27 protein-coding genes are annotated in these 26,996 nt (G+C 67.8%); 17 read left to right on the plus strand and 10 right to left on the minus strand.

Annotation, left to right across the window (positions count from 1 at the left end; translation table 11 throughout):
- Positions 1 to 58 precede the first annotated feature (58 nt).
- Together ACOAMO_RS12155 and ACOAMO_RS12160 are read left to right on the plus strand one after the other, a co-directional pair.
- Positions 59 to 1,342 carry a hypothetical protein gene (locus ACOAMO_RS12155; RefSeq protein ID WP_420175030.1) on the plus strand — a complete coding sequence of 428 codons (1,284 nt, stop codon included), beginning with the start codon at positions 59 to 61 and terminating at the stop codon, positions 1,340 to 1,342.
- 151 nt (positions 1,343 to 1,493) lie between these two features.
- Complete coding sequence (locus tag ACOAMO_RS12160) at positions 1,494 to 2,885, plus strand: NAD-dependent succinate-semialdehyde dehydrogenase (protein WP_420175031.1); 1,392 nt, start codon at positions 1,494 to 1,496, stop codon at positions 2,883 to 2,885.
- Positions 2,886 to 2,961: 76 nt separating this feature from the next.
- Here the strand turns inward: ACOAMO_RS12160 and trpB are convergent, their stop codons facing one another.
- A complete protein-coding gene (gene trpB, locus ACOAMO_RS12165) occupies positions 2,962 to 4,176 on the minus strand; it encodes a tryptophan synthase subunit beta (protein WP_420175032.1) in 1,215 nt (404 codons plus the stop codon).
- Positions 4,177 to 4,459: 283 nt separating this feature from the next.
- Here trpB and ACOAMO_RS12170 point away from each other — a divergent pair, with 283 nt between their 5' ends.
- The 3 genes from ACOAMO_RS12170 to ACOAMO_RS12180 are packed head-to-tail and all read left to right on the plus strand — an operon-like array spanning position 4,460 to position 7,810.
- Positions 4,460 to 4,714, plus strand: a complete 255-nt coding sequence (locus tag ACOAMO_RS12170) for a hypothetical protein (protein ID WP_420175033.1) — start codon at positions 4,460 to 4,462, stop codon at positions 4,712 to 4,714.
- 38 nt (positions 4,715 to 4,752) lie between these two features.
- Positions 4,753 to 6,150, plus strand: a complete 1,398-nt coding sequence (fumC, locus tag ACOAMO_RS12175) for a class II fumarate hydratase (RefSeq protein WP_420175034.1) — start codon at positions 4,753 to 4,755, stop codon at positions 6,148 to 6,150.
- A gap of 37 nt (positions 6,151 to 6,187) precedes the next feature.
- Positions 6,188 to 7,810 carry an AMP-binding protein gene (locus ACOAMO_RS12180; protein ID WP_420175035.1) on the plus strand — a complete coding sequence of 541 codons (1,623 nt, stop codon included), beginning with the start codon at positions 6,188 to 6,190 and terminating at the stop codon, positions 7,808 to 7,810.
- Positions 7,811 to 7,871: 61 nt separating this feature from the next.
- Here the strand turns inward: ACOAMO_RS12180 and ACOAMO_RS12185 are convergent, their stop codons facing one another.
- The 3 genes from ACOAMO_RS12185 to ACOAMO_RS12195 all read right to left on the minus strand — a co-directional run bounded on the left by ACOAMO_RS12185 (position 7,872) and on the right by ACOAMO_RS12195 (position 9,783).
- Entirely contained in the window at positions 7,872 to 8,594 is a 723-nt protein-coding gene (locus ACOAMO_RS12185) for an SH3 domain-containing protein (protein ID WP_420175036.1), read from the minus strand.
- 159 nt (positions 8,595 to 8,753) lie between these two features.
- Positions 8,754 to 9,626 (minus strand): hypothetical protein, encoded by an 873-nt coding sequence (locus tag ACOAMO_RS12190; RefSeq protein ID WP_420175037.1) that lies wholly within the window; start codon positions 9,624 to 9,626, stop codon positions 8,754 to 8,756.
- On the minus strand, positions 9,616 to 9,783 hold the full coding sequence (locus tag ACOAMO_RS12195; protein WP_420175038.1) for a hypothetical protein: 168 nt from the start codon (positions 9,781 to 9,783) through the stop codon (positions 9,616 to 9,618). Before ACOAMO_RS12195 ends, ACOAMO_RS12190 begins: the two co-directional genes overlap by 11 nt.
- A 67-nt stretch (positions 9,784 to 9,850) precedes the next feature.
- Between ACOAMO_RS12195 and ACOAMO_RS12200 the strand changes: the two genes are divergently transcribed.
- Positions 9,851 to 11,044 (plus strand): M1 family aminopeptidase, encoded by a 1,194-nt coding sequence (locus tag ACOAMO_RS12200; protein ID WP_420175039.1) that lies wholly within the window; start codon positions 9,851 to 9,853, stop codon positions 11,042 to 11,044.
- A 61-nt stretch (positions 11,045 to 11,105) separates the two neighbouring features.
- Complete coding sequence (locus ACOAMO_RS12205) at positions 11,106 to 11,642, plus strand: SRPBCC domain-containing protein (RefSeq protein WP_420175040.1); 537 nt, start codon at positions 11,106 to 11,108, stop codon at positions 11,640 to 11,642.
- Here ACOAMO_RS12205 and ACOAMO_RS12210 read toward each other — a convergent pair.
- Complete coding sequence (locus tag ACOAMO_RS12210; RefSeq protein ID WP_420175041.1) at positions 11,634 to 12,305, minus strand: TetR/AcrR family transcriptional regulator; 672 nt, start codon at positions 12,303 to 12,305, stop codon at positions 11,634 to 11,636. The two genes, ACOAMO_RS12205 and ACOAMO_RS12210, sit on opposite strands and share 9 nt — an antisense overlap.
- 217 nt (positions 12,306 to 12,522) lie before the next feature.
- On the opposite strand from ACOAMO_RS12210, the gene ACOAMO_RS12215 reads away from it, so the two are divergent.
- From ACOAMO_RS12215 to metW, 3 genes are read left to right on the plus strand one after another with little or no spacing between them, the layout of a single operon-like run.
- Entirely contained in the window at positions 12,523 to 13,857 is a 1,335-nt protein-coding gene (locus tag ACOAMO_RS12215) for an O-acetylhomoserine aminocarboxypropyltransferase/cysteine synthase family protein (RefSeq protein WP_420175042.1), read from the plus strand.
- Positions 13,854 to 15,080: a homoserine O-acetyltransferase MetX gene (metX, locus tag ACOAMO_RS12220; RefSeq protein ID WP_420175043.1), complete on the plus strand. Its 1,227-nt coding sequence runs from the start codon at positions 13,854 to 13,856 to the stop codon at positions 15,078 to 15,080. The genes ACOAMO_RS12215 and metX overlap by 4 nt, the downstream gene beginning before the upstream one ends.
- On the plus strand, positions 15,080 to 15,688 hold the full coding sequence (gene metW, locus ACOAMO_RS12225; protein WP_420177033.1) for a methionine biosynthesis protein MetW: 609 nt from the start codon (positions 15,080 to 15,082) through the stop codon (positions 15,686 to 15,688). Before metX ends, metW begins: the two co-directional genes overlap by 1 nt.
- On the opposite strand, the gene ACOAMO_RS12230 is transcribed toward metW, so the two are convergent.
- Entirely contained in the window at positions 15,678 to 16,640 is a 963-nt protein-coding gene (locus tag ACOAMO_RS12230; protein ID WP_420175044.1) for a 5'-3' exonuclease, read from the minus strand. The two genes, metW and ACOAMO_RS12230, sit on opposite strands and share 11 nt — an antisense overlap.
- Before the next feature lie 43 nt (positions 16,641 to 16,683).
- On the opposite strand from ACOAMO_RS12230, the gene ACOAMO_RS12235 reads away from it, so the two are divergent.
- Genes ACOAMO_RS12235 through ACOAMO_RS12250 form a run of 4 tightly spaced genes read left to right on the plus strand, consistent with a single transcriptional unit; the run spans position 16,684 to position 20,087 of the window.
- Positions 16,684 to 17,136 (plus strand): Lrp/AsnC family transcriptional regulator, encoded by a 453-nt coding sequence (locus tag ACOAMO_RS12235; protein WP_420175045.1) that lies wholly within the window; start codon positions 16,684 to 16,686, stop codon positions 17,134 to 17,136.
- Positions 17,120 to 18,688 (plus strand): apolipoprotein N-acyltransferase, encoded by a 1,569-nt coding sequence (gene lnt, locus ACOAMO_RS12240; protein WP_420175046.1) that lies wholly within the window; start codon positions 17,120 to 17,122, stop codon positions 18,686 to 18,688. The genes ACOAMO_RS12235 and lnt overlap by 17 nt, the downstream gene beginning before the upstream one ends.
- A gap of 53 nt (positions 18,689 to 18,741) precedes the next feature.
- Positions 18,742 to 19,539: a polyprenol monophosphomannose synthase gene (locus ACOAMO_RS12245; RefSeq protein WP_420175047.1), complete on the plus strand. Its 798-nt coding sequence runs from the start codon at positions 18,742 to 18,744 to the stop codon at positions 19,537 to 19,539.
- 2 nt (positions 19,540 to 19,541) lie between these two features.
- Entirely contained in the window at positions 19,542 to 20,087 is a 546-nt protein-coding gene (locus ACOAMO_RS12250) for an FxsA family protein (RefSeq protein ID WP_420175048.1), read from the plus strand.
- Between the two features lie 161 nt (positions 20,088 to 20,248).
- On the opposite strand, the gene ACOAMO_RS12255 is transcribed toward ACOAMO_RS12250, so the two are convergent.
- The 3 genes from ACOAMO_RS12255 to ACOAMO_RS12265 form a co-directional block, all read right to left on the minus strand.
- The gene (locus ACOAMO_RS12255) at positions 20,249 to 20,581 is read right to left on the minus strand and encodes an RNA polymerase-binding protein RbpA (protein ID WP_420175049.1); all 333 of its coding nucleotides are present in this window, start codon (positions 20,579 to 20,581) and stop codon (positions 20,249 to 20,251) included.
- 81 nt (positions 20,582 to 20,662) lie between these two features.
- A complete protein-coding gene (locus ACOAMO_RS12260; protein WP_420175050.1) occupies positions 20,663 to 21,490 on the minus strand; it encodes a glycerophosphodiester phosphodiesterase in 828 nt (275 codons plus the stop codon).
- Between the two features lie 92 nt (positions 21,491 to 21,582).
- Positions 21,583 to 22,101 carry a PGPGW domain-containing protein gene (locus tag ACOAMO_RS12265; RefSeq protein ID WP_420175051.1) on the minus strand — a complete coding sequence of 173 codons (519 nt, stop codon included), beginning with the start codon at positions 22,099 to 22,101 and terminating at the stop codon, positions 21,583 to 21,585.
- Between the two features lie 176 nt (positions 22,102 to 22,277).
- On the opposite strand from ACOAMO_RS12265, the gene pdxY reads away from it, so the two are divergent.
- Together pdxY and ACOAMO_RS12275 are read left to right on the plus strand one after the other, a co-directional pair.
- Positions 22,278 to 23,132, plus strand: a complete 855-nt coding sequence (gene pdxY, locus ACOAMO_RS12270) for a pyridoxal kinase PdxY (RefSeq protein WP_420175052.1) — start codon at positions 22,278 to 22,280, stop codon at positions 23,130 to 23,132.
- Positions 23,133 to 23,184: 52 nt separating this feature from the next.
- Positions 23,185 to 23,688 (plus strand): 2'-5' RNA ligase family protein, encoded by a 504-nt coding sequence (locus tag ACOAMO_RS12275; protein WP_420175053.1) that lies wholly within the window; start codon positions 23,185 to 23,187, stop codon positions 23,686 to 23,688.
- A gap of 21 nt (positions 23,689 to 23,709) precedes the next feature.
- On the opposite strand, the gene ACOAMO_RS12280 is transcribed toward ACOAMO_RS12275, so the two are convergent.
- Entirely contained in the window at positions 23,710 to 25,239 is a 1,530-nt protein-coding gene (locus ACOAMO_RS12280) for a helix-turn-helix domain-containing protein (protein WP_420175054.1), read from the minus strand.
- A gap of 214 nt (positions 25,240 to 25,453) precedes the next feature.
- Here ACOAMO_RS12280 and ACOAMO_RS12285 point away from each other — a divergent pair, with 214 nt between their 5' ends.
- Entirely contained in the window at positions 25,454 to 26,950 is a 1,497-nt protein-coding gene (locus ACOAMO_RS12285; protein ID WP_420175055.1) for an alkaline phosphatase, read from the plus strand.
- The last annotated feature ends 46 nt before the right edge of the window (positions 26,951 to 26,996 follow it).

Here is a 26,996-nt window from a genome sequence, read left to right on the forward strand (position 1 = left end):
CCACGGTAGCGCTAGTTGCGTCCTGCCTGGATGCACCTGCGGATGGGACACTCGACCCATGAGGTCTCGTGGATGCAGTGGGCTGGTGGCATCGGCCGTGGTGGGCGCGATCCTACTGACCGGATGCGGCACCGGTCGAGACCAGGCACGGCTGGCCGACTGGCTCGCGGAACAGCCCTACGGCACCGCGTCCGGGGTGGAGGTGGTCACCGACAGGCTGTTCGGGCTGACCGACCGGCTTGAGGCCACCATCAAGGTGCCCGACGAACTGACCGAAGACCTCGTCGTCGACGCCAGCCGTGATCTGGGACGTCGCAAGGGCAAGGTCGACTGGGTCGTGAGCCTGGACGACGGCACCCATGAGGTGGAAGTCATCAATGATCGCGACTCCGGCCGCACCATCGCCCGCAACTACCGTGCACTGAACCGGCTGCCCGATGCCAGCGGCATCTCATCCCAGGTGGAGCACGACCAGCACGACGTGACGGTCCACGCGCCGCGCGACAAGGTGGTGGGGCTGCTGGAACCAGCCCGTGCCGCCGTCGAGAGCGCCCGTTCGGTGACCGTTCAGGGAGGTGGGCTGCAGGTGCTCATCGACGAGGACAATCCGAGGCCCTCGGAGGCGATCAAGGTTGCCGACGCGCTGCAGGACCACGGACGGGTGAGCATCGAAGCCGGGCACCAGCTACAGGAATTGACCGTGCAGCCCCAGGACCAGGGGGAGGTTGGCCCGGCCCAGGAGCAGATCCGAGGATCGGTGCCTGCCTCGTGGCGGGTGACCATGCGGCTGGGGACGCTGCGGCTGGCCAATCGCGACGCGGATGCCACCGCGCTGTGGCCGCTCGGCCAAATTGCGGGGGTGGAGTCAGCCAGCTACGACGAGCGCGCACTGTACGTGCGCACCAAGTCGGTGGAGACCACCGAGCAGGTCCTGCGAGCGCTGCCGCCCCTGGACGACGAGGTGCAGGTGGGCTCGACGGGCTGCGGCGTGCACGGTGACCTGCGGCGGCTTCGTGACCCGGTCGGTGACCTCACGTGGTGTGGCACCGCCGGGCTGGGCACGGTACGCATTGGCAGCGACCACGCACTGCTGCACCGGGGCCACGGCGCCAGTTGGCAGGAGTACGCCCGGGCCGTGCGGTCCAGGAACTGGGAAGGGGAGCGCAGGCTGCGTACCTGCCTGCAGCAGAGCTGCGTGAGCTTCACCAGCACCGCACGAGGCAGGGCGCGCATCGAGCAGGTCATCCCGGGATCGTCGCAGCGCCCCAGTGCCAGCCCCACCCCCGGCAGCACCGACTGGGTCGAGGACTTCGTGCAGGGATGGGATTCCACGGCGGGCTGAGCCGAGGCAACCTCGGGCTCGGCGAAGGTCTCGCATTTGACTGCTGCGCATAGCGTGGAAGAAGGCACGGGTCCTCTGGACCGCAGCCGATCCAGGCACCGATGCCCAGCGGGCGAGCCAGTCGTCCGTTCCGACCGAGAGAGGAGATGCCATGGCCTACGCGACCACGAATCCCTACACCGGAGAAGTAGTCAAGACCTTCGAAACCGCAAGCGAGCAGCAGGTGGCCGAGGCCATCGACAAGGCCGACGAGGCCTTCCAGACCTGGCATCTCAAGCCCATCGCGGAGCGGCTGCAGGTGCTGCAGAAGGCCGCCGACCTGCTGCGTGCCGATGTGCGCGGTTTCGCCAGCATCCTCACCCTGGAGATGGGCAAGCTGATCGGTGAGGCAGAGGCCGAGGTCAACCTGTGCATCGGCATGCTCGAGTACTACGTCGCCAATGCCGAACAGCAGCTGGCGCCGCGCACCCTGCCCGCCAAGGGCTTCGACGAGGGCGACGTGGTGATCCACCACGAACCGCTGGGCGTGCTGTACGCCGTCGAGCCGTGGAACTTCCCCTTCTACCAGGTCATCCGCATCGGGGCCCCGCAGTTCAGCGCGGGCAACACCATCGTGCTGAAGCACGCCTCCAATGTGCCGCAATCCGCGCTGGCCATGGAGAAGCTCTTCCGCGATGCCGGCGCTCCCGAAGGCCTGCTGGTCAATGTCTTCGCCTCCCATGACGCCGCCGACCAGATCCTGTCGGACCCGCGGGTGCGTGGCGTGGCCCTCACCGGCTCCGAAGGCGCCGGGGCCTCGGTCTCCGCGACCGCCGCGAAGTACCTGAAGAAGTCCACCCTGGAGCTGGGCGGTGCCGACGCCTTCATCGTGTTGGAGGACGCCGAGATCGACAAGGCCGTCAAGTGGGCCGTCTTCGGGCGTCACTGGAACGCCGGCCAGGTCTGCTGCTCGTCCAAGCGGCTGATCGTCGCCGATTCCATCTACGACGAGTTCGTCGAGAAGTACCGCAAGGCGGTCGCCGAGCTCGTCGCGGGTGATCCGATGGACGAGGCGACCACCCTGGCACCGCTGTCCATGCAGAGTGCCGCCGACGACCTGGCCGAGCTGGTCGAGGCCGCCCGGGGTGAGGGCTGCACCGTCGAGGAGGTCGGCGAGCGGGTGCCCGAGCAGGGCGCCTTCTTCCAGCCGACGATCCTGACCGACATCCCGTTGGACTCCGAGACCTCCCAGACGGAGTTCTTCGGCCCGGTCTCGCAGATCTACCGTGCCAAGGACGATGACGATGCGGTGCGCATCGCCAACTCGTCGCCCTTCGGGCTGGGTGGCTCGGTCTTCAGCCAGGACACCGAGCGCGCCCAGCGCATCGCCCGTCGCCTGGACACCGGGATGGTCTACCTGAACCAGCCCACGGGGGTGAAACCCGACGTGCCCTTCGGTGGCACCAAGCGTTCGGGGCATGGCCGGGAGCTGGTCGACCTGGGCCTGCACGAGTTCGTCAACGCCAAGGTCGTCGTCAACAGCGACATCGACGGTAGCTTCTGATCCCCAGAACTCACCGAGGGGTCTTCCTCCCGCCCTGCTGGGAGGAAGACCCCTCCTTCTGTATCGGGTGCCGGTCTCAGGGCTGCTGTGACAGCAGGTCGGCGACGTAGTCGACGTCCTTGTCGCCACGGCCCGACAGGTTCACCACGAGGGCGGCCTCGGGGCCCAGTTCCTTGGCGAGGACCATGCCATGGGCCACGGCATGGGCGCTCTCCAGCGCGGGGATGATGCCCTCCACCCGGGTCAGGGTGGTGAAGGCACCCAGGGCCTGGGCGTCGTCGGCGTGGACATAGTTCGCCCGTCCCGTCTCGCACAAGTGGACGTGCTGGGGGCCCACCCCCGGGTAGTCGAGTCCGGGAGCGATGGAGTGCACCGGTGCGGGCTGGCCGTCCTCCTGTTGCAGCACTCTGGTGGCCATGCCGTGCAGCATTCCCGGGGTGCCCTTGGTCATGGTCGCCGCGTGGTGTCCGGGCGCCAGGTCCTTGCCGCCGGGTTCCACGCCGTAGAGGGCCACCTCGGGGTCGTCGAGGAAGCCGCTGAACAGCCCCATCGCGTTGGAGCCTCCTCCCACGCACGCCACCACGGCGTGCGGCAGGCGTCCCTCAGCCTCCAGGAACTGTTGGCGCGCCTCGCGGCCAATGACGCTCTGGAAGTCTCGCACCATCGTCGGGTACGGGTGTGGCCCCACCACGGATCCGATGGCGAACAGGTACTCGTCGGCCTTCGCGGCATAGACGGCGAAGGCGGAGTCGACGGCCTCCTTCAGGGATGCCTCGCCCTCGTGCACGCTGACCACCGTGGCACCCAGCATCTGCATCCGCACCACGTTGGGGTGCTGCTTCTCGACGTCGACGGCACCCATGTGGATCTCGCACTCCAGGCCCAGATAGGTGGCCGCGGTGGCCAGGGCCACACCGTGCGAGCCCGCCCCGGTCTCGGCGATGACCTTCTTCTTTCCCATGCGGCGTGCCAGCAGCACCTCGCCCAGGCAGTGGTTGATCTTGTGACTGCCGGTGTGGTTGAGGTCTTCACGCTTGAGGTAGATGCGAGCGCCGCCGACGTGTCGGGTCAGGCGGTCGGCGCGGTAGAGCAGGGAGGGGCGGCCGACGTAGTGGGCCAGCACCTCTTGGTACTCGGCCATGAAGTCGGGGTCCTGTCGGGCCTCCTCGTAGGCCCTGGCCACCTCCGCCATCGGTTCCACCAGGTGGGGCGGCAGGTGGGCTCCGCCGTAGGCCCCGAAGTGGCCTTCGGTCTTCGCCGTGGTGAGGTCGGTGGTCTGGCTGCTGGTCATCATGTCTCCTCCTGGTGGGGTCTTTCCCGCCCGGACATGGAAGAAGCCGCCCGGGTCGGGGCGGCTTCGTGCGTCAGTGCATCAGGGCCGCCTTCAGGCGGCCCACCAGCAGGTGCTGACGGCGGTGTCCATGCCGGTGACAGTAGCAGCCGTCTTGACCTGTGATCAGGCAGGACCGTGATGCGGACGTCACGTGCCCTGTGGCTGGCGCTAGGCTCCCAGTGCTCGCTGACACCTCAGTGCTCGCTGACATCCCAGTGCCCGCTCGACAGAGGAGAAATGCATGGACCAGCCCGACGACTTCATGATCGGTGCCCTGCTCGGAATGACCGTGGGAGCTCTGAACCACGTCGACCCCGGCAAGGCGCAGGAGAACGAGCGAGCCTTCATGCGGTTGTTGAGCCTGCCGCCAGAGCAGCGCAATGCCGAGGCCGCGATGCTCATGAAGGCCCTGGACTGGGACGACCAGGCCGAAGGCGTCGCCGACCAGGGCGTGCAGCAACTGATCGCCTGGGGGCTGCTGCTGCGCGACATCTGAGCCTTTCGGGGCCCGCGAGGCGCACCTAGGCTGGTGGCATGATGCGTACCGAGACAGACAGCATGGGCCAGATCGATGTGCCGGCCGAGCGCTACTGGGGCGCGCAGACCGAGCGCAGCCTGCACAACTTCGACATCGGTCGGCCCACCTTCGTGTGGCAGCGCCCCATGATCCGAGCGCTGGGCGTGCTGAAGAAGTCCGCCGCACTGGCGAATGCGGAGCTGGAGCAACTGCCCCAGGACATCGCGGAGCTGATTGCCCGGGCCGCCGACGAGGTGATCGACGGAGCCCTCGACGAAGAGTTCCCGCTGGTCGTCTTCCAGACCGGGTCGGGCACGCAGAGCAACATGAACGCCAACGAGGTGATCAGCAACCGGGCGATCGAACTGGCCGGGGGAGAGCGCGGTTCCAAGACGCCGGTGCACCCCAACGACCACGTCAATCGGGGCCAGTCCTCCAACGACACCTTCCCCACGGCGATGCACATCGCCATCGTCGAGCAGCTCAACGACCGGCTCTACCCGGCCATCGCCACGCTGCGGGACACGCTGGCCGCGCTGGCGCAGCGCCACGACGACGTGGTGATGGTGGGGCGGACCCACCTGCAGGACGCCACCCCCGTGCGCCTGGGCCAGGTGGTGGGCGGCTGGGTCGCGCAGATCGACGAGGCCCTGGCCGCGGTGCGTTTCTCCGACGAGCAGGCTCGCGGGCTCGCCATCGGAGGGACCGCGGTCGGGACGGGGCTCAATGCCCACGAGGACTTCGGGGCGCGCGCTGCCGCCAAGATCAGCCAGGAGACCGGACTCGACTTCCACCAGGCCCCCAACCTGTTCGCCGCCTTGTCTGCCCATGATCCGCTGGTGGGTGTCAGTGCCTCGCTGCGAACCCTGGCGGGGGCGCTGTTCAAGATCGCCAATGACGTGCGCTGGTATGCCTCGGGCCCGCGCAACGGCATCGGTGAACTGTTGATTCCCGAGAACGAGCCGGGCAGCTCGATCATGCCGGGCAAGGTGAACCCGACGCAGTGCGAGGCGCTGACCATGGTGGCCGCCAAGGTCTTCGGCAACGACGCGACGGTGGCCTTCAGCGGCACGCAGGGCAACTTCCAGCTCAACGTCTACAAGCCCGTCATGGCCTGGGCCGTCCTGGAGTCGATCCAACTGCTGGCCGATGCGTCGGTGAGCTTCAATGACCACTGCGCGGTGGGCATCGAGCCCAATCGCGAGGTGATCGAGCAGAACCTCGCCGCCAACCTGATGCAGGTCACCGCGCTGAATCGCCACATCGGCTACGACCAGGCCGCGCAGATCGCCAAGAAGGCCCACAAGGAGGGCACGACGCTCAAGGAGGCGGCGCTCGCGCTCGGCACGGTGCAGGAAGAGGACTACGACCGCTGGGTGCGGCCCGTGGACATGACTCGGCCGAACCAGGGCTGACCGCCGCGGGGCAGGGCCCTAGGCTTGCCCGGTACCAGTGGAAGGGAACTTCATGCACTACCGGGGGCCATGGGCCGACATTGAGATCCCCGATCTCACCCTCTACGAGTTGATCTTCGACTCATTGCGGGACGATGAACTGAACCGCGTCGCCTTCGAGCATCCGGAGACCGGCCTCGTGGTGAGCTTCGGGGAGCTGAAGCAGGCCGTCGACTCCTTCGCCACGTGGCTGGCGGCCAGGGACCTCGGCCGGGGTGATGCGGTGGCGGTCCTGCTCACCAACCGGCCGGAGTACGCCACGGCCTTCCACGGCACCCTGCGCAGCGGCGCGTCGGTCACCCCGGTCAACCCGGCGGCCACGGCACGGGAGATCGCGCGTCAGTTGGAGAGCACCCGAACGCGCGTGGTGGTCACCAGCACCGACCTGGCCGCCAAGGCCTGCCAGGCAGCGCAGCTGGCGGGCTTGGGTGAGCACGCCGTGGTGGTCGTCGACGGACAAGGCGGGGACGGCACGCTCGCGTGGCGCGAGGTGCTCGCCACGCAGGCCGCCCCACCCGCGGTGGACCTGGACCCGGCTCGGGACGTCGCCTGTCTGCCCGTCTCCTCGGGAACCTCGGGGCTTCCCAAGGCCGTGATGCTCAGCCACCGCAACCTGGTGGCCAACATGCTGCAGTTCGACACGGCGCTGGACTCATTGGGCCAGGAGAATTCGCTGGTGGCCTTCCTGCCCTTCAGCCACATCTATGCCTTGACCACCAACATGAACTACGGCCTGCTGCGTCGCTACCCGCAATACACGATGAGTGGCTTCGACGCCCGCCTGTTCTTGCGGATCGTGCAGACACGACGGCCCACCATGTTGTTCGTGGTGCCACCGGTGGCCTCCTTCCTGGCTCGCAGCCGGGCCGTCGACGAGGTGGACTGGTCGTCGGTCAAGCTGGTGGTCTCCGGCGCCGCGCCCTTGGACCAGGAGGCCGGCGAACGCCTGCAGCAGCGTATGCGAACCCGTGTGGTGCAGGGCTACGGGATGACCGAGCTGTCGCCGGTGACCCACTTGATCCCGTTGGAACGCCACGACATCCCGTTGGGCACCATCGGCATGCCGATCGCGAATGTCACCATGCGCGTGGTCGATCCCGAGACGGGGCAGGACGTTGCGGCCCCGCAGCCGGGCCAGTGGTCGCAGCCAGGTGAGATGTGGATCAGCGGGCCCAACGCGATGCTCGGCTACCTGCACGAATCAGAGGCCACCGATGCGGTGCGCGACGCCGACGGCTGGGTGCACACCGGAGACCTGGTCAGCATCGACCACGAGGGAACCACCCGCGTCGTGGACCGGATCAAGGAACTGATCAAGCGCCGTGGCTTCCAGGTGGCGCCGGCCGAGGTGGAAGCGCTCCTGGTGCAGCACCCCGGCGTCGTCGATGCGGCGGTGCTGGGTGTCGAGCACCACGACGGTGACCAGATCCCCCACGCCCTGTTGATCCTGCGCGAGGGCACCGATCGCCAGTCGACTCCCGCGCAGGTGGTGCAGTGGATCAACGAGCAGGTGGCCCAGTACAAGCACCTGGGTGGTGCGACGGCCGTCGATGCTCTGCCGCGCTCGGCTGCGGGCAAGATCCTGCGGCGCGAACTGCCGAGCTTGCTGCATACTCGCTAGCCACCCCGGGAACGACGCAGGGCCCCGTCAGCTGACGGGGCCCTGCTCGGTGCTGGTGTGATCAGCGGACGCTGACGTGCACGTGGTTCTTGTGGTTGGCGTTGTCGCTGCCGCGGTTGGACATGTGGCGCCAGCCCTCACGGTCGCGCTGCACCGACCAGATCTTCTGGTCCCAGATGATGTAGGTGATGCCCAGCTGGCGGGCGTTCTTGCGCAGGTCGGTGGCGATGCTCCAGCCCAGTGCCTGGTTGGAACGGTAGTTGGGGATCATCACGTCGACCGCGCGCCCGGTGCCGTGGTCGCTGCCACGCTCGTTGCGGTAGCCGTAGATGGTGGTGATGCCCGAGTGGTTGTTCGCGACGTGGCTGGCAACCCGGCGCCCATTGGCGTTGACGCCCGAGGGCATGCTGACGCGGCTCTTGGGGGCGCTGCTGGTGACCGAACGCTTGGCCGCGGAGGTGCTCTTCGGGGCGGCGCTGGTGCGGACCAGGTAGCGCGACGAGACGTAACCGGTGCGGCCCTTGTACTTGACGGGCTGCCAGATGCCGCGGGCCTTGCCATTGCTGGCGATGACGGTGCCCTTGCTCAGCACGACCAGCGACTTGGTGCGGGTGGACAGGCCGGAGCGGAGGTGGACATTGGCGGTGGTCTTCAGGTTGCCCGTGGCCGCGGTGGCGGCGGGGCGCACCGGGGCTGCCTGAGCCTGCGGGGCAGTGGCGATGGCAAGCGGGGCAGCGGTGACGGCGAACAGGGCGCAGGTAGCAGCGGCAGTACGCAAAGACATGGGGTTCTTCCTCAGGTGGTGGGGGCGGACGGCGCTCCTGCGCCAGAACTTGGGGGTGACCCGGAGAGAACTCTGCCACAAATTCAGCCGAAGGCTGAGATTGTCTCAGGATTCACTCAAGTCTGGATCAGGAAGCCCTTGACATCACACCGAGGACCTTCAAGCGCGCTGCATGCTGGCCCTCAGGAAGGCCTGCCACTGGGACTGATCGCGCAGGTCGTCGAGCCCCAGCTGGTCGAGCACGGGGGAGACCAGGCCCCGGGTGTCACGCCACCGTCCGGTGACCTCGCCCGACCGGCCCCACAAGGACAGGCAGATGGCCTGCACCGACTGGTTCTGCACCCTGGAGGTGCGCCGAAAGGTGCTCATGCCATCCCCGGAACGTCCGTTGTCCACGTGGATGTGGTTGTCGTGCGCAGCATCGAAGTGATGTGTCAGCACGTGGTCGAAGTGCAGGTTCAACGAGGCTGCCAGCCTCCAGTAACGCCGAGCGAGTTCCGATCGGCGAACCGGGTCATCGGCTGGCCACAGGTCGGTACGACAGCTCACGAGCTCCCGACCACCCCGCCGCAGCCGGGCAAAGTCCAGCGCACGCCCGGCGGCATGCCAGCTGCGGCAGTCGTCCTTGGCAACATGTGCTCCTTGGCTGCACAGTTCGTCGACCTCCCCCCACGCACTGGTGCTGTTCCATTCCCGCAGCCAGGCCTCGAGCTGGGCGTGGAAGCCGGGATCGAAGCGCATGCTGGTGGCGCGATGGTCCACCTCGTAGACCAACCGTGCGGTGGCGATTGCGGAATGGCGCTCCAAGGCGGATTCGGCGGCACAGTAGGCCGACGGTCCCGGGCCGAGATCCTCGGGCACGAGGTCGCCGCCGATGAGGGCCTTCACCGCCGAACCCGCGCCGTACAGGGCGGCGGCACCGGCACCGGCCACGAGCAGTCGGCGGCGCAGGTAGACCTGCCGCGGCACCGTCCCTCGCGGCGTGGGGCGGCTGTCCGGGGTCGGCTGCGGGCCGACGCCGTCACTGGTCAAAGAGCGACTCCTGGTCATCGCCGGCCTCGTCGCGGTCCTGGTGCGCCTCGAAGTTCATCGCCTCCGACGGCGGCTTGTGCTGGTAGCACCACGGCTCACCGGGCCGCCGACATTGCAGACCTTGCTGGGTGATTCCGTTGCAGCGCTCGTCTTCCACGCGGCAACAGTAGTGCAACCGCCCCGCCGGTTCGCGGGCCAGCGGGGGTGCGGGTGATACTGGCGCAATGGAACTCGAGCTGTGGGTACGCCTCGACCCCGAATCCGGCGACGTCGATGCCGAAGTGGAGCTGGCGGGCTTTGACGGCTTCTTCCTGCACCGTGACCTGGACGTGGAGACGCTCACCCCTGGTGCCACGGTGGAGGTGAGCACCGACACCTCGGCCCACCTTGACCGGGTCAACGGGTACCGAATCGCCGGTGCTGACCCGGTACGCCTGCGGTATCGCGGCCGCCTTCCCGAGACCATGGCCGAGGGAACGAATGTGCTCAATGACGACGTGCTCGAACTGTCCATCTACAGCGCGTGGTACCCAGTGCCCCTGGATCTTGGCTCCTTCTCCTGGCGGCTGCACCTGGACGTTCCCTCCGGGTGGCGCCTGTTCACCAATGGGGAGCCTGGGCAGGACGGCGTCCTCCACCACGACGGCAACGCCGCCACCGGTGACATCGCCGTCGCCGGTGCCCGCAAGGTCGACGTCATGCACCTGGCCGATGGCGTCGAACTGGTGACCTGCGGTTCCGTCGGAGACGCCGCCTCGGAGCTCGGCCCATTGATCGTGCAGGGCCTGGCGCTGCTGCGCAACTGGTACGGCGCTCCCGAACGCCTCGATGCCGGACGGGTGGTGGTGACCGAACGTGGCGGCTACCCCTACAGCCGCATGCCAACCGTCTTCGCCTCCGCAGAGATGGTGGAGAAGCAGACCGCCCGCAATGTGCACGTACTGGGCCATGAGTTGGCACACTTCTGGTGGAACATCGCCCCGGTGGCCAGCCACGACGACTGGATCAACGAGGCGCTGGCCGAGTATTCCGCGCTGAGGCTCACCGAGGAACTGGTGGGCAGCGAGGCCTCCGACAAGGTGGTGCGCGGCTATCAGCTGGAGGCCGAGATGTCGCGTGAGGACCCGCCGATGGCCCACACCGATCCAGACGACGAGAAGAGCTACGCCACCAACAAGTACAACCGGGGCAGCCTGTTCTTCCGAGCCCTCGCGGAACTGCTCGAACCCAATGAACTCGACGCGCTCCTGACCCGTTTCCACACCGCACACGCCGTGGCCGGTGATGCCAGCATCGAGGGATTCGTGGAGCTCTTGCGGCAGGCGGACCCCGCCCTGGCAGGAGAAGCTCAGCGGGTGCTGGAGGAGCGCGCCTGGGACGGCCATTGGCCCGGGGTCTCGCTCACCACGATTCCCTGACCACGCCGCTGGGAACCCACGTGGCACGATCCTCGCCATGGGCTGTGGTGCAATTGCTCCCATGAGCGACCACTCCTTGCGCGACCTTGCCCGTAGCCACGCCTCCGGCGTCCGGTACAAGAACGGCGTGCTGAGCATCACCGTGGTGCTGCCGGCGGGGCAGCAGAAGGTGTGGGAACGCCTCACCGTGCCACAAGAGCTGGCCTCCTGGTCACCCGTGGTGCCCAACCGTCCCCTGACCAGTTGCGGACCGGCCACCAGCGCCGAGAACCCCTCCGACGAACCGGTCGATGCGAGCGTGCTCGACGTGCGGGAGCCGTGGTTCCTGCAGCACCGGTGGGGGAGCCACATCCTGACGTGGGCCCTGGCCCCGGCCGGTGAGGGCACGCAGCTGAATCTGGTGGACGAACTCGACGATCCCGGGATGGCCCCACAGCAGGCGGCCGGATGGGCCCTGTGCCTGGCCGTGTTGGAAGACCAGCTGAGCGGCCAGGCGACGGCGCGCTGCGTGGGCCAGGACGCACTGGAGCACGGATGGGCGGAACTGCGCGACGACTATGCGGCCCGCTTCGACACCACCGAGACCGGATCAGCCTGATCCGGACGGTTGTGCCACGGCGCTGATCGCACGCACCAACAGCGCATGCACCGCCTCCAGGGAGCGTTGCGGTGTGAAGGCCACGCGGTCCATGGTGGCGATCATCACCGCGCCCACCAGGGACATCGCGATGGCCGAGCGCTCGGCCTCGGAGGCCAGCCTTCTCACGCCAGGATCGGTCCGATCGTCGGCCATCTCCTCGAGGATCTCCACCAAGGGCGCGAGCAGCACGTCGCGAGAATCTGCCAGTGATTCCGACCAGGGCCGTTGGGTGCGGAAGAGTTCGGAGACCAGGATCTGGGCATTGGCGGGGCAGTGGTCGGTGATCTGCACCAGGACCAGCAGCGCCTCCTGCAGCGCGTCCCAGCCACGGCGCTCCTGGCGCGCCCGGTTGATCTCGTCGGCGATCGAACAGGCAGCCTCGCGAACCAGGTGGGCGAAGAGCTCCGACTTGTTCTTGAAGTTGTAGAAGATGGTGCCCTTGCTGACCCCGGCGGCCTGGGCGATCTGGTCCATCGACGTGCCGGAGAAGCCCTGCTCGGCAAACAACTCGCTCGCGGCGGTGACGATTCGGCGCCGCGTCTCCACCTTGCGGGCGCTGCGCCCGTCGACGTGCCCGCGTGCCGTCAACGGCATGTGCTGGGTGGTCAAGCTGCTCTGCATCCGCAGTTCCACGGTCCTTGCCTTCCCCGCTGGCCGGAACATCCCCGTCGATGCAGCCCTCGTCGCCAGTCAGCAGAATCTTAGCCAGTGGGAGTTCAGCGGGAGGGAAGGACGAGTGGCACTCGGTGGTAGCGGCCACATGATGGCATTGGCGGGCAGCGCGTGCGGTGCCAGCTAGCCTGACTGGACAGCCAGCCCTCCTCGGAAGGAAGACGCCATGAGCAACTCGCCCAATGCAGCCACCACCGACGGGGCCGAGCAGCCCATGACCTTCGGCCCCGGCACCACCGCAGTGCACGCCGGCCAGGAGGAGTCGGACCCCACGACCAAGGCCAGGGCGGTGCCGATCTACCAGACGGCTGCCTTCACCTTCGACGACACCGAACATGCGCGTGCGCTGTTCTCGCTCGAGACGCCGGGCAACATCTACTCGCGCATCATGAACCCGACCACGCAGGTGCTCGAGGAGCGTGTCAACGCGCTGGAGGGCGGAATCGGCGCCCTGGCCACCGCCACCGGGGCCGCGGCGGTGACCTATGCGGTGCTCAACCTGGCGGGGGCCGGGGACAACATCGTGGCCAGCTCCGCGCTCTACGGCGGCACCTTCGCGCTGTTCGCCCACACCCTGCCCCAGTTCGGCATCGAGACCCGCTTCGTCGACCCGGCCGATCCGTCGGCCCTCGACGGGGTGGTCGACGAGCGAACCAAGCTCGTCTTCTGCGAGAGCATCGGCAATCCCAGCCTGACCGTCGTGGACCTGGATGCCTGGAGCGCCGCCGCACACGGCCACGGCCTTCCCTTGGTGGTCGACAACACCGTGGCCAGCCCGCACCTGTGCCGCCCCATCGACCACGGCGCCGACGTCGTGGTGCATTCGGCCACCAAGTACCTGGGTGCCCACGGCACGGCGATGGCCGGCGTGATCGTCGATGCCGGCCGTTTCGACTGGGTTGCCCAGGCAGAGCGCTTCCCCAACATGACCGGCCCCGACCACGCCTACCACGAGACGGTGTGGACCGACGTGGCCGGTCCGGCCGCCTACATCACCCGAGCCCGCACCGTCCTGCTGCGCAACACCGGCGCCACGCTGGCACCGATGAGTGCCTGGCTGGTCCTGCAGGGCATCGAAACGCTGCACCTGCGCATGGAGCGGCACAGCCAGAATGCGCTGACCATCGCCCAGCACCTGGCCCAGCACCCCGACGTCGCGTGGGTCAACTACCCGGGCCTGGAGGAGAACTCCCAGCACCAGGTGGCCAACCGGGTCCTGACCGGCCGCGGCTACGGAGGCCTCGTGAGCTTCGGCCTGAAGGCCGGACGTGAGAGCGGTTCACGCTTCGTGGACTCGCTGCAGCTGTTCAGCCACCTGGCCAACATCGGCGACACCAAGAGCCTGGTGATCCACAACGCCACCACCACCCACTCCCAGCTGACCGCCGACGAGCTCGCCGCCGCCGGGGTGCCGGGGGAGATGGTGCGCCTGAGCGTGGGCATCGAGGACGTCGACGACCTGCTGCGAGACCTGGACCAGGCCCTGGAGGCCAGCCGGTGACACCCCTTGCCGAGGGGCCCGGCGCCGAGGGCGTCGGGCTGGTGCAGACGCAGTACGTCGAGCTGTTCACCGAGGAGGCCCTGCAGCTGGTGGGTGGCGAGACGCTGTCCAACATCACCGTGGCGCACGAGACCTACGGCGAGCTCAACGAGGCCGGCGACAATGCCGTCTACATCTGCCACGCGCTGACCGGGGACGCCCACGCCGCCGGATGGCACGAGGGAGCTCGTCGCCCCGGCTGGTGGGACAACCTGATCGGCCCGGGAAGGCCCATCGACACCAACCGCTGGTTCGTGGTCTGCAGCAATCTGCTGGGCGGCTGTTCCGGCACCACCGGGCCGGGTTCCACGAATCCGGCGACGGGTCGGCCGTGGGGCCTGGACTTCCCACTGCTCGACATCAGCGACTTCGTGGAGGTGCACCGTGCCCTCGGCGCACATCTGGGGGTGCGCCGGTGGCATGCCGTGGTGGGCGGTTCGATGGGCGGAATGCAGGCCCTGGACTGGTCGCTGCGCTACCCCGAGGAGATGTGCAATGCCGCGGTGATCGCCTCCAGCAGCAGGCTCACTGCCCAGAACATCGCCTTCTCTGCGGTGGGACGTGCCGCCATCATGCGCGACGAGAACTTCCACGGCGGCCAGTTCGCCGCGGCGGGGGAGAATCCCGACGTGGGATTGGCGATCGCCCGGATGATGGCGCACATCACCTACACCTCGGAGGAGGGTTTCCAGGAGAAGTTCGGCCGACGGTCGCAGTTCGAGGACAGCCAGCGTGGTTTCGGCGTCGACTTCGCGGTCGAGAGCTACCTGCAGCACCAAGGAGAGGTCTTCCTGAGCCGTTTCGACGCCCTCAGCTACCTCTACCTGACCCGGGTCATGGACTACTTCGATCCCTTCGCCCGCCCCGAGGCACTGTCCCTGGTGCAAGAGCACCCGGTCAGCTACCTGGTGGTGAGCTTCGACACCGACTGGCGCTTCTCGACGGGGCACTCACGCCGCATCGTACGTGAGCTGGAGCGCGGCCAGCTGCCGGTGACCTTCCGAGACATCCGTTCTCCTTGGGGTCACGACTCCTTCCTGCTGGAGGTGCCCATCTACCACGACACGGTGCGGGCCTTCCTGGAGTGTGAGTCGGCCAGCCATCCACATGCCCATCGCTCCGGGCGCCCGGCCAAGAACAGTGCCAGCCCGCTGCGGAGCAGCAAGAACCAGGAGGTGGCGTGATGCCGGCCGATGCTCGCGGACTGCGCCCTGACCTGGCGCTGGTGGCCGACCTGGTCCCTCACGGGTCCCGGGTGCTCGATCTGGGCTGTGGTGGGGGAGAGCTGTTGGATGCCCTGGCTCGCACCAAGGGATGTCGGGGCACCGGTGTGGAGAAGGATCCCGAGCAGGTCTTGCGCGCCATTCGACGCGGCGTGCCGCTGATCGAGCTCGACCTGGATTCCCAGCTGGACGAGTTCGCCGACGACTCCTACGACGTGGTGGTGCTGAGCCGGACCCTGCAGGCGGTTCGGCATCCGCAGCAGCTGCTGGAGGAGATCTCCCGGATCGCTCCGCGGATGGTGGTCTCGATGCCCAACTTCGGGCTGTGGCGGCATCGTTTGCGGCTGTTGTCGGGCCACATGCCGCGCAGCAAGGACCTGCCCTTCACCTGGTATGACACGCCCAACCTGCACCACGCGACACTGGTCGATCTGGAGGCGCTGTTCAGCCGGCTCGGGCTCACCGTCGAACAACGCATCCCCCTGGACGAGAGCGGCCGACGGGGACGCTTCGGCGGGGTGGCGGCCAACCTGATGGCCGGCGCGGGGCTCTACGTCCTCACGAGGTGACGGCCAGGGCCTGGGTGATGCGCTCCACGGATCGGCCCAGCCCCCAGCGTTGGTCCAAGGCGGCCAGCGCGTCGTGGTCGATGCGGGTGATATCGCGGCTGAGCTGACCGCCGTCGAGTTCGGGCAGTGGCAGGTCGCGAACCACGGCGACCACCTCGCGTGCGGGGCCCAGGTAGTCGACCGCATCGGCCAGTTTCTTGCGCAGCGAGGGGCTCAGCGAGCTGGCGGGGTCCGCGGCGGCGGCGATCATCTCCTCCAGCGAGGCGAAGCGCGAGACCAGCTGCGCCGCGGACTTGTCACCCACGTCCTTGACTCCGGGGAGCCCATCGGACGGGTCGCCTCGCAGCACGGCGAAGTCGACGTAGCGCTGGGCGGCGATGCCGTACTTGGCCTGCACCCACGCGGGGTCGACCACGTCATGCTTGGCCACACCCTTGCCGATGTAGAGGACGCGGGTGCCTTCATCGGCGAGTTGGAAGAGGTCTCGGTCACCGGTGACCACCAGGCTTTCCCCGTCATGCTGACTGGCCAGCGACCCGATCACGTCGTCGGCCTCGTACCCGTCGCGCCCGATGACGGTGATGCCGAGGGCGTGGAGTACCTGCCGAATGACCTCGACCTGGTGTACCAGCCCCTCGGGGGATTCCTCGGCCAGGCCACCCGTGGCGGCCAGGGCTCCGGCGCCCACCACCCCCGACGCGGTGCCGACCGCGGGTTGCACGTCGGCCACCCGATGGGTCTTGTAGCTGGGCACCAGCTCGACCCGCCAACTGGGGCGCCAGTCGTTGTCCCAGGCACAGACCAGGCCATCGGGCCGGTACTGCTCCACCAGACGGGCGATCGAGTCCAGCAGTCCGCGCACCGCGTTGACCGGTTCCCCCTGTGGCGAGCGCAACGAGGAGGGGACACCGTAGAAGGCGCGGAAATACATCGATGCCGTGTCAAAAATCATGAGCTTGTGATCGATCACCACAAAATAGTGTCACGATGTGCCCATGGAAAGCACAGATCAGCGAATCCTGGCGTTGCTTGCGCGGGACGGCCGGATGTCCTACACCGACATCGGCCGTGAGACAGGTCTGTCCACCTCCGCGGCGCAGCAGCGGGTGCGACGACTCGAACAGCGCGGCATCATCGACGGCTACCACGCCACCATCAACCCGGAATCGCTTGGCCGCAACCTGACGGCCTTCATCTCGATTCGTCCGCTGGATCCCGGCACCGACGAGGCGACGCCGTCGCGGCTCGAGGCGATGACCGAGGTCATCTCCTGCTTCTCCGTGGCCGGCGACGCGTCCTACCTGCTGGAGGTGCAGGTGGGCACTCCCGCCGAGCTCGACGCGCTGCTCACCCGCATCAGGACGGTCGCCAATGTGACCACGGTGACGACCGTCGTCCTGACCACGATCTTCAAGAATCGCCCGATGCTGGATGCTCCCGCAGACTGAGCTCTCGCCGCGCATGCAGCGCGCCGCCGCCGTGGTGCTCGGGGCCATGGGTGCAGTGGGCTGGCAGTCCACCCACTGGTGGCCCACCACCTTCGTCGGCGTTGCCGGGCTCACCTGGCTCTTGCTGTGCAGCAGGCAGAGCCTGCCGCGTGCTCGCTCGGCCTTCGGCCTGGGGTGGCTCTTCGGCCTGGGGCAGGGCTTGGTGGCGCTGCTGTGGGTGCACGTGATCGGCTGGTACGTGGTGCCGCCCCTGCTGGCCCTCATGGCCCTGTGGAGCGGTCTGGTGGCGCTGGTCACCGTGGCCGGGGCGCGCCTGACCACGCGCTGGATGCCGCGGGCGGTGATCGCAGCCTGTGCCTGGTCGCTGGCCGAGTACGGTGCCAGCCGCGTGCCGTTCGGCGGCTTCGGTTGGTTGCGGCTGGCCTACACGCAGGTCGACTCCCCGCTGGCGGGGTGGTTCCCGGTCCTGGGCGTCGGTGGGGTCTCGCTCGTCGTGGCCCTGCTGGGCAACCTGGTCCTGGGTCTGTTCGTGTCGCGGGGGCGCGCCCGTTGGTTGGCGGGGGTCGTCTGCCTCGTGCTGGTGGCGGGCGCCCCGGTGGCCGGCCGGACCCCGGCAAGCCCGATCCTCGACCAGGAACCGGTCTCGGTGGGCGTCGTGCAGGGCAATGTCGATGGTTCGGCCGGTCCGGATGCGATGGGTTATGCACGCTCGGTCACCGACAACCACGTATCGCAGACGGTGACCCTGATGGCTCGCGCCCGGGCCGGGCTGGATCCTGCGCCCGACTTCGTGCTGTGGCCCGAGAACTCCACCGACGTCGATCCCACCCTCGACGCACAGACCGCCGGCCTGATCGAACGGGCAGCGGCAGTCTCCGAGCTGCCGATCCTGGTGGGGGCGGTCATGCGGGGTCCCGGCGAGGACGAGCGCCAGACCAGTGCGCTGTGGCGCACCGTGGACGGTGAGATCACCGCACGCTATGACAAACGAAACCTGGTGCCCTTCGGCGAGTGGATCCCCCTGCGTGACCAACTGCTGCCCATCCTGCCCGTCCTGGAACAGGTGGGGGCGCAGTCGGTACCGGGCACTGCGCCGGGCGTGCTCGACGTGCAGCTCAAGGACGGACGTCGCCTGACCATTGGCGACGTGATCTGCTTCGAGCTGGCGTGGGACTCCACGGTCTACGACACGGTGCAGAACGACGCGACGCTCTTGGTGGTCCAGTCCAACAACGGCACCTACACCGGTACCGGGCAGCCCCGGCAGCAGTTCGCGATCACACGGGCGCGTGCCATGGAGCTGCGCCGCGAGATCGTCGTGGCCACCACGAACTCCCTGTCTGGACTGGTGCTGCCCGATGGCAGCGTGCAGGCGCGCACCGACGAGGCGACGGCGGCCGCCCGCACCTTCACGGTGCCGCTGCGCGAAGGGCTCACGCCGGCGGTTCGGGTTGGTCCTGCGGTGGAGCTGGCCGCGGCGCTGGCGGCGGGCGCCGTCCTCGTCGCCGGGCTGCTGAGGGGCCTGCGCCGGCGCTTCTGGACGGCTGGTTAGACTGGCGAGAACCGCCACACAGCGTGCGTGGCAGAAGACCGATGGGGAGAATCATGGTTGATCGCAGCGAACCCACCGACAGGGTGCTGGTGGTGATCCCGACCTACAACGAGGCCGAGAACATCGAGCCGATCGTCGAGCGCCTCCGCAAGGCGGTGCCGGACGCGCACGTCCTGGTGGCCGATGACAACTCGCCAGACGGCACTGGTGACATCGCCGACCGCCTGCACGAGAAGCATCCCGAGCACGTCCACGTGCTGCATCGCAAGGGCAAGCAGGGGCTCGGAGCGGCCTACCTGGCCGGTTTCCACTGGGGACTGGACCGGGGTTACAACGTCCTGGTCGAGCACGACGCCGATGGGTCCCACCAGCCCGAGCAGCTGCCGGCCATCCTCGAGGCGCTGGAGGATGCCGACATGGTCAAGGGTTCGCGCTACGTCAAGGGCGGTTCGGTGGTCAACTGGCCCACCAGCCGCCTGCTGATCAGCCGAGGCGGGTCGCTGTGGACCAGGTTGTGCACCGGAATGAACGTCAAGGACATCACGGGCGGTTTCAACGCCTTCCGCGCCTCCACCCTGCGCGCCATCGACCTGGACGAGATCGCCAGTGCCGGATACTGCTTCCAGCTGGACCTGGCCTGGCGCGTGGCCAAGGCGGGCTTGAAGATCGTCGAGGTGCCGATCCAGTTCATCGAGCGCGAGCACGGTGAGTCCAAGATGAGCAAGGACATCGTCACCGAGGCCCTGATCCGCACCACCCTGTGGGGTGCGGAGTACCGGGCCGGGCAGCTCAAGGATCTGGCGATCAAGGGCCGCGACCAGCTGCAGCAGAAGCTGGACAAGGGCGCCTGAGCGTGGCTGCTGCGCGTCGCAAAGGTTGGCTGGGCCCGCTGTTGGTGGCCGTGCTGGTGGCGGTCCCCATCCTCGAGGTCTGGATCCTGATCCGGGTCGGACGGGTGATCGGTGGGCTGCCCACCATCGCGATCCTGGTGCTTGAGGCACTGTTCGGCGCCTGGTTGATGCGACGGGAGGGTTCTCGCGCCTGGCACGCCCTGAAACAGACGTTGGCCTCGGGCCGGGCGCCCGCGACGGAACTGACCGATGCGGCCTTGGTGCTGGCTGGCGGCCTGTTCCTGATGCTGCCCGGCTTCGTCACCGACATTTTCGGTTTCGTCTTCCTGCTGCCCTGGACCCGTCCCCTGGCGCGGCGCATCGTGGAGGCCTTCGCCAGCCGCCAGGTGGCGCGACACGGTCTGGATCCCGACCTGCTGCGTGCCCGCAGTGATCCCGGCATGACCATCGATGGCGAGGTGGTGGGGGAGGGCAATGGGTCCCACGCGAAGTCTCGCCCCGAGGACGACGACCAGGACCCTCCGGCCATCACCGGTCAGGTGATCTGACCCCGCTGTGGTCTGACTGCGCTGTGATCTGACGCTGTGTGGAACGACTCCGCTGTGGAATGACAGCGACTCCGCTGTGGAATGACAGGAGGCCAGCCGCCCTGACGGGCGCTGGCCTCCTGTTGGTTCGCCCGCCGGAGCGAGCGGTCAACCGTGATCGATCACTGGTCCTTGCGCAGCAGTTCCAACCGCTCCTCGAGGAGCACTTCGAGTTCCTTGATGCTGCGGCGTTCACGCAGCATGTCCCAGTGGGTGCGCACCGGCTTGGTCGCCTTCTCCTCGGGCTGGGTGCCGTCGCTGCGCAGGCTGTTGCTGCCGCACCGCGGGCACTCCCATTCGGTGGGGAGCTCCGCCTCCATGGCGAAGGTGACTTCGTAGTGGTGCTCGTTGGCGCAGTCGAAACCGATCGTCTGCCGCGCGGCGAACTCGATGCCTTCCTCGTCCTCGAAGCTCTTCGCCCCAAGGCCCATGCCTCTCAGTGCCCGGTCTGCCATGGTCCGTCCCTCCTTGTCGCCCCGAAACTCGCTGTCCTGGCGAAATTCGCGCCCCGATGCTCGGGGTGGTCCATCCCCTGTTCAACGTGTGGGGCGTGTGTTTTGTTCCCCAGCAGGCCCGGGCAACCCGTGCCACAGCCCACGATCTATCAGAACCTGCTTCAGTACGTCGATGGCGTCGGTGACGATGCCATCCACTCCCAAGTCGATCAGTTCATGCATCTGTGCGGGATCATTGATCGTCCACACGTGCACCACCTTGCCACGTCTGTGGGCCGCGTCAAGGAGCCAAGGCGTCAGCAGCTGCACTCGGCGGCCCCGAACCAAGTGGCTGGTGGGCATCTGCAGGGCGAGTCCGGGGCTCGCCAGCAGACGGGGGAGCACCGGCACCCGTGCGGTCCAGGCCACACCCACCGGGCCCACCGCCGTCGGTACGCGGCCGGCACTGAGCCGCCTGAACCGGGCCAAGCGCCGCTGTCCGAAGGAACCCACGCACACCCGGTCCTCAGCCCGGTGGCGCCGCAACGTCTCCGCCAGGGGCTCGACCGCGCCGGGAGCCTTGATGTCGATGTTCACACAGGCGTGCGGGAAGGACTCGAGCACTTCGTCCAGGGTGGGGACCGGGTCGATCCCGTGCACCCGGGCGGTGCGCACCTGGGCGAGACTGAGCTCCGAGACATGACCGCTCCCGTCGGTGACACGGTCCAGGACCGAGTCGTGGAAGGCAATGAGAGCACCGTCGCGGGTGGCGTGCACATCGGTCTCCAGATGGGTGTAACCCAGGGCCAGTGCCTGTTCGAAGGCGTGCAGCGTGTTCTCCCGGCCCGCGTTCTGCGGCAGCAGGGCCCCACCTCTGTGGGCCAACGCCGTGAAGCCTTGCTGGAAGTAGGGGAGGTTCCTCGCGTGCATGCGGCTCAGACTAGCGAGGGGCACGTCACCCGAGCCCTGGACCGGTCAGCCCCTGCCCGATCAAACCCGTGCCCGATCAAGCACTGCAGCGGTCACCGCTGGACGTAGGGAAGCTTCTCCAGCTGGACGACGATGCCTGCCGGCAGCCAGTCGGGCAGGCCGTACCAGATCGCGATGCCGTACCAGGTCACCAGGATGCCCAGGACGCACAGCACCGTGAAGACCCGCTTCCAGCGTGTCGGCAGCGCCTGGAAACGATCGAAGAAGCGCTTGAACCACAGCATCACGTTGTGGGCCCAGGTGAACTCACTGGAGAGCACCACCAGACCCAGCATGAACAGCGGGATTCCGCCGGGGCCCGGAAGCCAGCCGGTCAGGGCGGCCCCGAGCATCATCAGGCCGCCGACGAAGCCCACTCCGATCCGGTACCAGAACAGGGCGACGGGGTTGGCTCGAATCCTCTCCCGCCAGGCCCATCGCTCCCGGGGCCACTGCCTCTCGGCGCCGTCGATCGGATCGAAGTCGGAGCCCAGGTCCACCGGGATCGCATCACCCGCCACGTCATCGACCGACCGGTGTGGTGTCGGCTGGTCGTCACGTTCGGTGTGCATTGCACCAGATTGCCAGAGGGGAGAGTCGCCCCCCAACAGTCCTGGGGCGGATCAGGGTCCGACCATGGTCGCAAAGACACTCGACCAAACCCCTCCCGAGTGACACGTGCGTCCCAATCGGATCAAACTGGCCGCAAGTCACACGGTGCCGGGGCGACGAGTGGCAGTATTGGCGGGTGAGCACGATCCTCTCCATCCAGTCAGCCGTGGCCTACGGGCACGCGGGAAATTCAGCCGCGGTCTTTCCGCTCCAGCGGATGGGGGTGGAGGTCTGGCCGGTCCTGACGGTGACCTTCAGCAACCACACGGGCTACGGAGCCTGGCGCGGCCCCCTGGTGGCGGCCGACGACGTCCGCGAGGTCGTGCACGGGATCGACGATCGTGGGGTGCTGGGCCAGGCCGACGCCCTGCTCACCGGCTACCAGGGCAGCCCCGAGGTGGCGGCCGTCATCCTGGAGGCCGCCGAGCTGGTCAAGCAGCGCAATCCGAAGGCCGTCTACTGCTGTGACCCCGTGATGGGTGACGTGGGCCGAGGCTTCTTCTGTCTGCCGGGCATCCCCGAGCTGATGCGCGACCAGGTCGTGCCGCGCTGTGACGTGGTCACCCCGAATCTGTTCGAACTCGAATTCCTGGTGGGCCGCGAGACCACCTCGATCCCCGACGTCATCGAGGCGGCCCACTCCCTGCGAGCCCGCGGGCCCGAGACCGTGTTGGTGACCTCGGTGACCGCCGCGGGCGGTCCCGACGACGTGATGCGCATGATCGCGGTGAACGGTGAGGGAGCCTGGCAGGTGGAGACCCCGATGATCGACCGCGTCTTCACCGGCTCGGGTGACATCACCACGGCCATGTTCCTGGCCCACCTGCTGCAGACGGGCTCCGCGGAGCGGGCACTCTCGGCGACCGCCTCCATCGTCTACTCGGTGCTTCGCGAGACCGCCGACCTCGACCAGCGGGAGTTGGCACTGGTGAAGGCGCAGGATTTCGTCGTCAATCCCAAGCACACCTTCACGGCCAGCCAGATTGCCTGACCCACGGCCCGTTCCCGAGCCGCCACGGTGGCCCGGTCACGCGGTGCTGCAGGTGCCAGTCCTCCCGCTGGAGGATTTCGTACGCCGACGCACCCTGCACCACGACGACGGCTTCCTGGGGCATTCCGAGGTGGTGGGGGAGAGCTTCGTGCACGCGCACGTGACCCTCCTCGGCCCCTTCGACGCCGTGCCCGACCAGACGAAGGTCGGTGCCGTGCTGCGCGGGGTACGGGCCTTCGACTACCGGCTCGCAGAGCTCGACGTCTTTCCCAATGGCATCATCCATGCCGTGCCGAGCCCCTCGGAGGGCTTCAGCTCGCTCACCACGGCCTTGCGCACGGCCTTTCCAGCGGTCTTGCCCTACCGCGGACAGTTCCCGGTACGGCCCCACGTCACGCTGGAGGCGCTCTCCGAGCAGGTGACGCTGGCCAAGGTGCGGGAATGGACCAGCCGGGTGCTGCCCACATCCGCGACCGCCGAGGCCGTCGACCTCGTCTGGTACGAATCAGGCAACACCCGGCTGGTTCAGCGCTGGCGTCTGGCTAACCCCGGTTGAGGGTCGGCGTGCCGGTTCAGCTCACTCGTGGAAGACCTCGATGTGGGCGCCGAGCTTGTTCAGGCGCATCGGGAGATCCTCGTAACCGCGATTGATGACATAGACGTCGCGCAGCACGGTCTCGCCGCGAGCGGCCAGGGCCGCGAGCAGCAGGCACACCGCCGGACGCAGCGCCGGAGGGCAGACCAGGTCACGGCCACGCCAACGGGTCGGACCGGCCACGATCAGTCGGTGCGGATCCAGCAGCTGGACGCTTGCCCCCAGCTTGTTCAGCTCGAGCAGGTGGATGGCGCGGTTCTCGTAGACCCAGTCGTGGACCATCGTCGATCCCTCGGCCACGGCGGCAATCACTGCGAAGAAGGGCAGGTTGTCGATGTTGAGGCCCGGGAAGGGCAGGGGATGGATCTTGTCCTGGGCGGCGCGCAGCTGGGAGGGATGCACCGTGATGTCCACCAGTCGGGTGAACTGGTTGCGGCTGGGGTACTCCTCGCTCAGCGTGTACTTCAGCCCCATCTCCTCGAGCACGGCCAGCTCGATCTCGAGGAACTCGATCGGGCAGCGCGTGATGGTCAACTCGCTGTCGGTCACGATGGCGGCGGTCAGCAGGCTCATCGCCTCGATCGGGTCCTCGCTGATGTCATACTCCACGTCCTGCTCGATCCGGTCGACGCCGGTGATGCGCAGGGTGGTGGTGCCGATGCCCTCGATCTTGACGCCCAGCATCTGGAGGAAGACGCACACGTCCTGGACCATGTAGTTGGGCGAGGCATTGCGCAGCACGGTGACGCCCGGGGTCTGGGCGGCGGCCAGCAGTGCGTTCTCGGTGACGGTGTCACCGCGCTCGGTCAGGGTGATCCGACGCTCCTGCTTCACGCGGTCCTGCTCCACCCTGGCCTGGTAGTAGCCCTCGGTGGCCTCCACCTCGAGCCCGAAGGGGCGCAGCACCTGCAGGTGGGGTTCGATGGTGCGGGCACCCAGGTTGCAGCCACCGGCATAGGGCAGGCGGAAGTCGTGGTACTGGTGCAGCAGGGGCCCCAGGAACATGATGATGCTGCGCGTGCGGCGGGCCGCCTCGACGTCCATCGCCGCCAGGTCGAGCTCATCGGGGCGGCGCAGGGTCAGATCGGTGTGGTCGTCATTCCAGGTGGCCTCGACGCCGATGCTGGTGAGCACCTCGAGCAGACGGTTGACCTCCTCGATGCGGGCGATGCCACGAAGCACGGTCTTGCCCCGGTTGAGCAGGGATCCGCACAACAGGGCCACCGCGGCGTTCTTGCTGGATCGCACCTCGATCGAACCCTGGAGCTTCTCGCCACCCTTGATCCGGAAGTTCATCGTGCCGCCGCTGGCCGGCGTGATCAGGGGCGACTCGAGAGCCTCGGCGATGCGATTGATCATCTCGAGGCTCAGGTTCTGGTTGCCGGCCTCGATGCGATGCACGGCGCTCTGGGAAGTGTTCAACACGTCGGCAAGCTGGTTCTGGGTCAGTCCGCGCTGCTTGCGCGCGTCCCGGATCAGTCGGCCGATGGAAGCAGGAGTCGTTTCAGTCACGTTGGGAAGGATAACTCACAGTTGAGATATCCCAAGATGAACGCACAGGGACCCCTCAGATCTATGACCATCATCTCGCCGTGCACTGTTCATCTTCAGGTCCCCTACAGGCCCCCGGCTCGCGAACCAGTGACCCTAGCGTCGCGAGTGCACGCGCTGACAGCCCCGTAGGAGGCCCGCGCGGCTCCCCACCCCGCTCGAGACAGGCATGCTCATGAAGAAGTCCTTCCGTCTGGCCGCGGCAGCCGTTGCCCTGGCCTCCATCGCAGGCACCGGCATGGCCGGTGTCGCCCAGGCCAAGCGCGGCGAAGACCGCGAGATCCGCAATGTCATCTACCTGCTGGGTGACGGCATGGGCCGTACCCACGTCACCGCAGCCCGCGAGCGCTACTACGGCGCCGACGGCAAGCTCGTCATGGAGACCCTGCCCCACGTCGGGCAGAACCGCACCTACTCCATCGAGCCCGGCTCCGGCCAGCCCGGCGAGCCCGACTTCGTCCCCAACTACGTGACCGACTCCGCCTCGGCCGCCACCGCCTGGTCGTCGGGCGTCAAGAGCTACAACGCGGCTCTCGGCGTCGACGGCAAGGGCAAGTCCCACGCCACCGTGATGGAGCTGGCCAAGAAGGCGGGCTACCGCACCGGCAATGTCTCCACCGCCGAGATCACCGACGCGACCCCGGCCGGCCAGATGAGCCACGTGCTGATGCGCGGCTGCCAGGGGCCCGACTACTCGGCCAAGGCCTGCCAGAACACCGAGGTGACGGGCAAGGAGCTGCCCACCGATGACATCCGTGTCACCCCGGTGGCAGACCAGATCGCCCGCAACGGCACGGCCGACGTGATCATGGGTGGCGGTCTGGCCCGCTTCGATGCCGCCGACGAGCAGGCCCTGAAGGACCAGGGGTACACCGTGCTGGGATCCCCGGCCGCCCAGCGGGTTGCCACCGAGTCCGACATGAACCGCGTCAAGGCCAAGAAGCGCAAGCAGAACAAGGTCTTCGCCCTGTACAACAAGGGCAACCTGACCATCGAGAAGTCCAAGCGCGAGAATCCCGCCTCGGCCGAGGCCAAGGAGCCGAGCGTTGCAGAGATGACCCGCAAGTCCATCGAGCTGCTCAACACCAACAAGGGCAAGAAGGGCTTCTACCTGCAGGTGGAGGGCGCCCTGATCGACAAGCGCTCCCATGCCAACGACGCGGCGCAGACCTTGGAGGAGACCAAGGCCTTCGACGAGGCAGTGCGCGTCGCGCTGGACTTTGCCAAGAAGGACAAGCACACGATGGTGATCGTCACCGCCGACCACGAGTGCGCGGGCTTCAACATCATCGAGAAGGGCACCTACACCAATGCGGAGGCGGCCACGCCTCCCATGAACGTGGACTCGAAGAACACGGCCAACAACTCCACTCCCTCGCGCCCGAAGGGCGGCGCCGTGGATCCCAAGCGCTCCTCGGGCATCATCAATGGTGAGGGCAACGAGGACCCGGCCAACTTCGGTCCCGCCACCTTCCGCACCCCGGACGACCCCGCCGGCGTCACCGATGGCTCCGAGGACGCCAGCCTGTGGCTGAGCTACCTCTCGGGCAACCACACCGGCGCCGACGTGCCGGTCTACGGTTACGGCCCGGGCTCACAGAAGGTCTCCGGTTCCATCGAGAACACCGACCTGTTCGACATCGTCGGTCAGGCCCTGCGCGTCACGCGCTGACCACGACCGGCAACCCCACGGCGATGTGCGCGGCGTCATCCTGGCG

Origin of the sequence: Luteococcus struthionis, assembly GCF_048595755.1 — a bacterium.
GTDB lineage: Bacteria > Actinomycetota > Actinomycetes > Propionibacteriales > Propionibacteriaceae > Luteococcus.